The organism is Acinetobacter sp. SwsAc6 (assembly GCF_013391565.1).
GTDB classification, from domain to species: Bacteria; Pseudomonadota; Gammaproteobacteria; order Pseudomonadales; family Moraxellaceae; genus Acinetobacter; species Acinetobacter cumulans.
Genome location: NZ_JACAXE010000023.1, coordinates 49368 through 57374 on the forward strand (window position 1 = coordinate 49368; position 8007 = coordinate 57374).

11 protein-coding genes and 1 pseudogene are annotated in these 8007 nt (G+C 37.0%); 8 read left to right on the forward strand and 4 right to left on the reverse strand.

The features are described 5' to 3' along the window. Positions 1–25 precede the first annotated feature (25 nt). Positions 26–289 (reverse strand): annotated as a pseudogene (locus HYG93_RS14145) (integrase core domain-containing protein); the annotation flags it as partial. 225 nt (positions 290–514) lie between these two features. Here HYG93_RS14145 and HYG93_RS14150 point away from each other — a divergent pair. The 7 genes from HYG93_RS14150 (at position 515) to HYG93_RS14180 (ending at position 4034) form a co-directional block, all read left to right on the forward strand. Beyond that, the gene (locus HYG93_RS14150; protein WP_005006031.1) at positions 515–1663 is read left to right on the forward strand and encodes a hypothetical protein; all 1149 of its coding nucleotides are present in this window, start codon (positions 515–517) and stop codon (positions 1661–1663) included. Positions 1664–1844: 181 nt separating this feature from the next. Beyond that, the gene (locus HYG93_RS14155; protein WP_005006030.1) at positions 1845–2000 is read left to right on the forward strand and encodes a hypothetical protein; all 156 of its coding nucleotides are present in this window, start codon (positions 1845–1847) and stop codon (positions 1998–2000) included. 38 nt (positions 2001–2038) lie between these two features. After that, positions 2039–2464: a hypothetical protein gene (locus HYG93_RS14160; protein ID WP_005006029.1), complete on the forward strand. Its 426-nt coding sequence runs from the start codon at positions 2039–2041 to the stop codon at positions 2462–2464. A gap of 331 nt (positions 2465–2795) precedes the next feature. After that, entirely contained in the window at positions 2796–3029 is a 234-nt protein-coding gene (locus HYG93_RS14165) for a hypothetical protein (protein ID WP_005006026.1), read from the forward strand. Between the two features lie 13 nt (positions 3030–3042). Beyond that, the gene (locus tag HYG93_RS14170; protein ID WP_010591387.1) at positions 3043–3267 is read left to right on the forward strand and encodes a hypothetical protein; all 225 of its coding nucleotides are present in this window, start codon (positions 3043–3045) and stop codon (positions 3265–3267) included. Positions 3268–3289: 22 nt separating this feature from the next. Then, positions 3290–3751 carry a hypothetical protein gene (locus tag HYG93_RS14175; protein WP_005006024.1) on the forward strand — a complete coding sequence of 154 codons (462 nt, stop codon included), beginning with the start codon at positions 3290–3292 and terminating at the stop codon, positions 3749–3751. 34 nt (positions 3752–3785) lie between these two features. Next, positions 3786–4034: a hypothetical protein gene (locus tag HYG93_RS14180; RefSeq protein ID WP_005006022.1), complete on the forward strand. Its 249-nt coding sequence runs from the start codon at positions 3786–3788 to the stop codon at positions 4032–4034. A gap of 155 nt (positions 4035–4189) precedes the next feature. On the opposite strand, the gene HYG93_RS14185 is transcribed toward HYG93_RS14180, so the two are convergent. Next, complete coding sequence (locus HYG93_RS14185) at positions 4190–5479, reverse strand: Y-family DNA polymerase (protein WP_005006021.1); 1290 nt, start codon at positions 5477–5479, stop codon at positions 4190–4192. Further along, positions 5476–6036: a translesion error-prone DNA polymerase V autoproteolytic subunit gene (gene umuD, locus HYG93_RS14190; RefSeq protein WP_005006020.1), complete on the reverse strand. Its 561-nt coding sequence runs from the start codon at positions 6034–6036 to the stop codon at positions 5476–5478. Before umuD ends, HYG93_RS14185 begins: the two co-directional genes overlap by 4 nt. Before the next feature lie 150 nt (positions 6037–6186). Here umuD and HYG93_RS14195 point away from each other — a divergent pair, with 150 nt between their 5' ends. Next, positions 6187–7566 (forward strand): hypothetical protein, encoded by a 1380-nt coding sequence (locus HYG93_RS14195; protein ID WP_005006018.1) that lies wholly within the window; start codon positions 6187–6189, stop codon positions 7564–7566. A gap of 345 nt (positions 7567–7911) precedes the next feature. Here HYG93_RS14195 and HYG93_RS14200 read toward each other — a convergent pair. After that, a partial coding sequence (locus HYG93_RS14200; protein WP_004785112.1) for a transposase domain-containing protein occupies positions 7912–8007 on the reverse strand: 96 nt, incomplete at its 5' end.

Below are 8007 nucleotides of genomic sequence, written 5' to 3' on the forward strand. Positions count from 1 at the left end.
ATTTATAAGTGATACTCTGCTCTAGTTAAGCTACCTTATTTTGTTGTGGTAGCTGGTCATAGTAAAACTCATCTGGAGTCATTTTGTCCAGACTCGAATGAGGTCGTTTCAAATTATAAAATTCAAAATATGCGTTTAATTGCTTCTTCGCATCCAAAACATTGCTGTAGGCTTTGAGATACACCTCTTCATATTTAACGCTCCGCCATAATCGTTCAACCATCACATTATCAACCCATCGACCTTTACCATCCATGCTGATTTGGATGTCATTTGATTTCAATACATTTTAATATGTGAGCCTTATTTTATTTCATTAAATAGAAATAATTGATATTACTTTTATTCAACGTATACGGTGATTTTAATTGATTAAAATATTTTCATTGCTGAATCACTACCGTTGTTATATTCAGCTTCATTTATATTTTAAGAAAAAGTTATAAACGCCACTTAATAGCTATTATGGAATCTCAGATGTAGAGCACACGGCTCAAAACTTGGAGATTTTAAAATGTCACATTTCACAGTTGCAGTAGTTACCACCCCTGATGGTGATGTTGTAGATGCCCTAGAACCATTTTACGAATTTGAATGCTCAGGCATTAAAAACAAATATTGCATTTCAGAATCATCATTGGACGAAATTAAAGACCAATACGAATCGACAGAAATCACTTTGATGAAAAACTCAAAGCCTATCTTAGATGATGGTGAAGAACGCTATGCGTTTCTTGACGACCCTCGTTTCGTGCGTGATGCAACAGACTTAGAGCTTGATGCCATCAAAAACAACAAAGGTGATATTTTTGCTGACTTCCCGAACGGCGGTGAGCATTTATCAGTGGTACAGGTCAAAAACGATGATGGTACGTACTCAAGTCGCATTCGTGATTTAGGCATGTTCATTCAATGGCATCAAAAAGATGTGCCATGTACTGAAGTGTTTGAGCTTCAACAGTTCATTAATTGGTATAACGAAGAAGTTACGCCAACTGTTTTGACAGGTGAAAAACCTGATGAAAGTTGGACAGAATGGATAGAGCTTGATGCTGATGGCAAAGTGGTCGATTACTTCACCACCACCAACCCGAATCCGAAATACGATTGGTATGAAATCGGAGGACGTTGGAAAAACATGCTGTTGCGTCTTGATGGACGTAATGTGAATAGTTGCCCGATTGGTGAGCTTGATTTTGAATCCGAAATCAACCGTTTAAAAACCGAAGCCAACCGTGTTTATGACTACTTTGAAAAATGTATCGGTGATGCTTCACGTACTTGGCGTCCATTAAGTGAATTGTGGGCTGATGAATCAATCGAAACAGTCAATGAAAAGCGTGACATTTATCATAACCAAGATTCAATCAAAACAATTAGAGCCAATGACACTGATAAGTTTTATGGCTTGAGTGGCTATGATTTTGATGAATTTTTGGTGAGCCGTGAAGAATTCGTAGCTAAAAAATCAGCAAACCCATTCGGTACATACTGTTTCTTAGATGCGACCAGTGGTGATGAAATAGGCGACTGGACAGGTTCAGAGTGTGGCATGTTTGGACAGGATATTCGCAAGGAAGAAGATTGGGAAAACAAAAACCAAGCCTTGCTCAAGAGCTTTCCAAGCGACTATATAATCACGATTGTTGATTGCCATATCTAAAACCCAAACAGGGATAAGCGTAAAACCTTATCCCTTTTCTTTTGGGCATTTTTTAAAGCGCATTCGATGTTTTTTAATTGATTAAAAAGGTTTTGAATTTTTAAATTTTAAGAAAAATTAAACAGCTATTGCGCTTTGTATAATGAATATAGATTTAATCACTATCCTTAAAGGTTTTAATATGTGGAATACATTAGTTTTAATTCGTAAAACCGCAACGTCAAAAGAAATAAAAGACAAAGCTGATATGTATTTAAGCCAGTTAAATACTGCAACCATTTCAGCATCTCTTAAAGCTGAAATACTCTCTTTTATCGAATCTGTTTTAAACGATTAATCAACTTAGGCTCAACGCCTACAACTTGGAGAAACCCCATGAATTACTACAACACATTCACCATTCCATGCAATTTTAAAGTACAGCACATTGAAGATGGTCAATTTGTCGTGTTTTTTGCTGATGGCACTCAGTTAAGTTACCAGATTGAAAACACCAGCAAGGTTAAATGGATTGAACCTGAAGCATTCAGCTTAGAGCAAGTACTCCTAAGCTCAAAAGAGCCAATCAATGCCGATGATATTGACATCATTAAGTATGCTTCATACCGCTTAATTGCTGACACGCCATTGATTGATGATGATGGTAGCAATCCTGAGCCTGATTGCCTTTACTGCAAAAAATCTAGTGACACTCTTAACAGCCTCATACTTCAAGTCACTGAAGCACATACCCTCCCATGTTGGCTACTGACATCAAACGGCGTTCATATCCTAGATATTAATGAATTGACTGAAGTTTAATAACAACAATTAGTGAAGCATGTCTATTGCTTCACTTTTTGGCAGTTGAAAACCGCATTCGATGTTTTTTTAGTTGATTAAAAAAAGGTTTAGAAATTTGGTTGTGGCCAGCGCTAGATCTGGCGCACCAGGATCAATGCTTATTTTTATGGTTCCTTAATTGCTTCCATCATTTTAATAGCATCCTCATTACCATTTTTAGCTGCTATCTGTTAAAAGTCGCAGCAAGGATCAGTAAAACAATAATAAATAATTTCAAAAAAGTTTTTTGGTTTAGGTTCTATCTTAAAATTAACAATTAGAAGCACAACGCTTAAAACTTGGAGTTGAAATGGCTACTATTAATGAATTATTGAGCAAAAACCTTGATCGCAAATATGGTCCAATTGAAGCTCATGAAGTTATAGAACTTGTTCGTGTAACTCGTGCGCCAGAATCAGTAAATAACCCTTCAATGCCATCAGTTAGAATTTCTACTGCAGATCTGCACCATATGGTTGAACAAGCTAAAAAGTTCAATTTGTGGGAGGAATGGTCCACCAAGGTTTTAGCAACGCGATGGTGAGAAATCAAATACAGTGACTCACTTGGTTTTTGCTGAAGACTACTCAGGATCTAAATTGGTTCGTGAGAAAAACCAGTACTTGTGCTCAGCTGGAGGCTTATTCCCTGCAGATGAAGCAAAGAAAGAATTCAAAATGAAAGTAGGTGATGTTACCGTGGACACGGTACCGCACCTTGTTACATGTAAAGTGTGCCTATCACGTATTTTTACGCAACTAGCATTAACTCAATCTAATTAATCAAATTTATAAGGTGTTCATCATGAATAACAAAACAATTGCCAAAAAAATGATTAACCAAGTTAAATCGGTTATCACTGACCCACAAGCAAAAAGCTTGTTGGCTGCTTATCACGTAGAGGCGTCATTTACCCACTTCTACGAAACACACAGCCACATTTACCTGGTTGGTAAAGACATTACTGCAGTCATGGCCAAACATTTTCCATACTTCACGTTTAAGACTCGTGATAACAAGAAAACCCGTCACGGTATTGGCGATGGATCGATGTCTGATTGCTTAAACAAGCTGCGCCGTGTGTATCGCTTAGAAATAAAAAAACCGATTAGCGAGAAGTTTATCGCTGAAGTTGGTGCACCGACTTTCACAAAAAGCCAATCTGTAAGTCCTGTTGCTTATTTGATTGATGAAGTTGTGCAGCAAGAAACAGCGCCGATCGCACGGTCTGACGTTCAAAACAGTTTTCATGATCTTTTCAATTAATTTGAGGCTTACTCAAAAGTGTGAGAGAGACAAAATGACAAAACGCTGTTCTGGTGATGTGAAGTCACCCTGGTTCTTCATCGAGGACCAAATCCCAAACAAAGATGGCACGGCGTTTATTGTGTGGGATGAATTCTTAGACCATGAAATTAAACCTATCCGCTGGAGCGATAAGATCCGTGACTATGCTTCAGGTGATGTCGAATGGAGTGGAAGCTTCTTATTTTGGCGATATGATGATGGTACACCAGCTGAATCACCAAGAAGCTATCAGCAATCTTAATTTCTTATTTTGGAGGTAAAAGTACTTATATTTCCGAGGGTGTAGCCAATTGGTTTTGAGATCTGATCAATCTCATTAAAGCAAAGGTTTAATTCCTTGAATGTCAGTTCGAGTCTGACCATCCCCGTCATTGCCAACAAATTCCCTCAAATGAATCAATTGAAGACAATCATACCAGCCTCACTAAAATAGTTACGGCTTTGACGTTCTGACTTAGGTTCCCAATCTCTATTTTTCAGATTACATGATCCAGCAGCAATTTTAGCCTTGCCAAACTTACTTTGAATGCTTTGAAACGCCGTCATTAACGCTTGCTCTTTTTCAAGCTGCTCTACGTCAGTTAGTAGGCCGATCGTGCGATGTTCTTCTTTTATCAATTCACACAACATCACGCCACATTTCTTAAACTCTATCCCCTCTTTGTACAATTTATCAATCAGTGATGTGGCAGCTTTAACAAGTTGCATCAAATTGTTTGTAGGTTGGGTAAACGTGTATGTTAACGACTTGCTGTAATACGGTTTTGACTGGTCAAATGGGTTGGATTGCAAGAAAACAATCAGAGATCCGCAAAGCTGGTGTTCATCAACAAGCCGATTGAATGCATTATGGGTATATTTGCTGACGGCTTCTTGAAGAATTGAGAGCTCAGTAATTTTCTGGCCGAAAGATTTGCTCGAGACAATCTGTTGTTTCGCCTTAGGTGAACTTTCAAATTCAAAGCATGACTGGCCAAGCAATTCTAAAATCGTACTTTGCATATTCACATTGAAGAGTTCACGCATTCGATTCGGGTTGGATGTTGCAAGATCCAGCACAGTTAAAATCCCCATGTCATTAAGCTTTTTAGCGTACTTTCGCCCTACACCCCATATTTCATCAACTGGCATGCTTTGATAGTAGCTTTCGACATCTACCAGGCTCATTGTCACTAAATTACAGATTCCATTTAATTCTGGATTCTTTTTGGCAAGGTTGTTGGCCATTTTACTTTCAGTCAGTGTTCTACCAACACCCACGCACGTTGTTAAGCCAATAAGCTTATATACTTGATGCCGAATCTCCCGTGCCATTTCAGTAGCATCAAAGTTTTTAGTAAATTGAGTAAATTCTATAAAGCCTTCATCAATGCTGTAAATGCTGTAACAGCTTGGATCTACAAAACCAGATAATATTCCATGAAAACGGCGTGACATTTCGCCATACAGCGCAAAATTGCTCGATAGCACATGAACGTTATGTTTATTGATGATGTCTTGGACCTTAAAGAGTGGCGCACCCATCGGGATTTTTAAGAGTTTAGCTTCAGCGCTTCTCGCGATGATTGTTCCGTCATTAGAGCTTAAGACAACGCATGGTTTACCCTTTAACTTAGGGTTCCAAAATGCTTCCATCGAACAATATGCCGAATTTATATCAACATGAATAAATACCCGGTTTGTCATTTTCGTGCGTCTTTAATGATGTAAGTCACTACGCCCCACACAATCAATTCCTGTTCAGGTTTTAGAAAAATATGTGAGTGCTCTTGGTTTTCTGCTTTAAGCCAAACTGGAGGGATAGATTTTGCATCTGGACCAAAAATTTCATTAATTTCACCAGCTGACATTTGCTTGGTGATCATCAACCGCTTAACGGTAAAGTCTGTTTCTAGCTGAGCAACAATAATATCTAGATGCTTGGCATTGAAGCTTCTATCGATTATGAGCTTATCGTTAATATCTATACCAGCATTTAGCATGGAACGAGAGCCTACTTTACCAATAAACGTAGAGTACTCATTGGTGATCAGCATTTCGTTGAGATCGACCGACTTTTCAATAAAATCTTGTGCTGGTGAAGGAAATCCAGCTGATAATAATTCAGCTGCAATAGGAATTTGTAAAAGCGAGTTAGATCTGACGTGCTCGAGGTCAAGAATATCGCTTATCTTTTTATTTGCACCGCTAAATGCGATAACTTTCGTTTCAGGTTTTCCTGACGTTGAACTGCAAGTAGACATGAAAAAAACCTTACTATGATTTGAGACCCATTGTATTGAGAGCTGTATGTTTGTTCAAATATTTCTTAAAAGTTACCAATACACAATGGGTTATCCTTGGAGTTAGAATAAAGATCGTCTATCTTATGAATAATAAAATTTACACGTAATATGTCAGAGATGATGCCAATTATTCATTACTTAACAGTACAGGTTTGCAAACGGGTATTCATAGAGCCTAACTACGGCGTAATGCGTTCTAATGATCCATTAGTTATAGATCCTGATCTATCAATGCAGCCATTATGTTTACTTGGCATCTCCGTCAATGATTTTCCATTAAATTACACGGAATATTATGAAAAAAATGACAGTAGTTGTTCCCTGTCAAAATTCCTGAAGACTTTTTGGAGCCGTTACTACAAGACTAATGGCCCAAATATTCCATTAGTTTTTGGAATACCAGATATCCTGGTTATCGATCATCGTGTGAAGGATATTATTAATCAATCATTTTATAGTTGGTTAGACTCGAATAATATTCAATATGAGTTTTCTGATAGTAAGAATAAAAAAGCTATTGCTAATTTTCGTCAGCATCAACACTATCCTTATATTGAATGTTACTCTGAGATAGACGTCCTAGATACATATAAAACTAAAAATGAAGAATATGCCTTACCTTTATCCGTTCTAAACACGATGACTAACTATTTAGATAGTGTTTTTCTCTTATCAAAGCATCGTAAAACTTTAATAGCGTATACCAGCAGACCTATTAAGCATCCAACATTTACAGAGTGCTGTCCTAACGATCTCCGACTATTTGACATTACACCTTTAGAAAGTAAAGCCGATAGAACTTTACAGGATGCATATTGGGTTAGCTCCGATTTAGAAAATGGCAATTATGGATACTTGCGGAATAGACAAGTGAAAGAAGACATAGATTGCACCAGAGAAGATAAAAAAGCTTTTTTGGCCCTAATAAAATCATTGCCAGTTACTCAATGGATGGATATTTTTACAAGCAATCAGATTGAATTATTGAATCAATTAAAAAAACAACGATACAAAGACACAATTGATATCGATCAGATTAATTACGCAGATATGTGTTTTAAATTAGGGTTAAGTAGGGATTCTCAATACACAGTTTTAGCACTGGAGACATCTAAATTAAAACGTTCTGAAATGATTGAACTTTGGGATCAATATTCTCATGGAGGTGATGTTAAGTACTCTTGTGAAATTATGCTTCCTGACTGGTACTCTTCGCGAAATGATAAAATTTACAGATATTTTTATTTATCTATGTGGAACAGCAGCATTATTTTCATAAGTGAATCAGGATCTCCAGCAACAAAATGTTTTGATCAAGATGAATGCATTAATTACATGTCAAAAAATCAATTCAAAATACATAATTTAAGTAATATCGTTGATATACGTCACTTTGATGAATTGCTATTAAACAACAGGCAATATTTATTGAACATCGTTAAAGAAATGGATGCTTTTGAACTTTTAAAGGACCTAAATACCGTATAAAACAGAGTGTGGAAACACACTCTGTTTTATAGAAAATGATTTCTATTGGATATAATTGGACAAGTAATTATAAATACTCGGATCTTCAATATCCGATGGGAATCCACGATCACAGACAAGGATAAACTTATTCCCCTGCTTTATAATTAATGGCTCTGTTCCATATCAAAGGCTTTTTAAATACCCAAAATGGAATCTCAGCTGGAAGTGATGTGTTGTACAACCAGATCCCACTTGAAGCTGGTAGAACGGTTTGGGACAGTAAAGCAAATTGGTTTAAGTGTAATTATTAATTTTATTATCTAGCTTAAAAAGTAAGCGTCCGCTGAATCCCATACCTATTTTTTAATTCGATTTAGGTTTCCAGCAGTGCGGCAGCAATTCTTCAATCTGGGTCACTTTATGTGTCGGCAGCCTTTTCAGCACATCACTTAAATAGGC